The following is a 473-nucleotide window of genomic DNA, read 5'->3' as shown; positions in this document are numbered from 1 at the left end:
AAAAGCTGTACCTCTCGACCATCATGGACTTGTCCAATCGTGAAATTGTGGCCTGGCAGATGGCGCGGCGTCCGGTCTTGCCGTTGGTGACCGACATGTTGGAAAAAGCCTTGGCCCGGCTTAAACCGTCCGAAAAGCCGATCCTGCATTCGGATCAAGGCTGGCACTATCAACATGCCCGTTATCGTAAAATGCTGGCAGAACGGGGTATCGTGCAAAGCATGTCCAGGAAAGGAAACTGCCTGGACAATGCGGCCATGGAAAGCTTCTTCGGCATATTGAAGTCCGAGTTCTTTCATTTAAACCGCTTCGATAATATCGAGCAGCTGGAGGCGGGGATTGAAGAGTACATTCACTACTATAATCACACGCGTATCAAGCTCAAATTAAATGGCCTGAGTCCGGTACAATACCGAACTCAGGTTTTAGAAGCTGTTTAGTTTTTAACTGTCCAACTTTAGGGGGTCAGTTCA

General features: G+C 48.6%; 1 protein-coding gene. It reads left to right on the top strand.

Features of this window, described 5'->3' with window-relative positions; genetic code table 11:
* The coding region (locus ACM5Q9_RS14270; RefSeq protein WP_418145426.1) for an IS3 family transposase at positions 1-440 on the top strand (440 nt) is incomplete at its 5' end.
* Positions 441-473 lie beyond the last annotated feature (33 nt).

The sequence above is a fragment of the Advenella sp. RU8 genome (assembly GCF_048381675.1).
Classification (GTDB): domain Bacteria; phylum Pseudomonadota; class Gammaproteobacteria; order Burkholderiales; family Burkholderiaceae_B; genus Advenella.
This window is presented reverse-complemented; position numbering and strand designations above follow the sequence as displayed.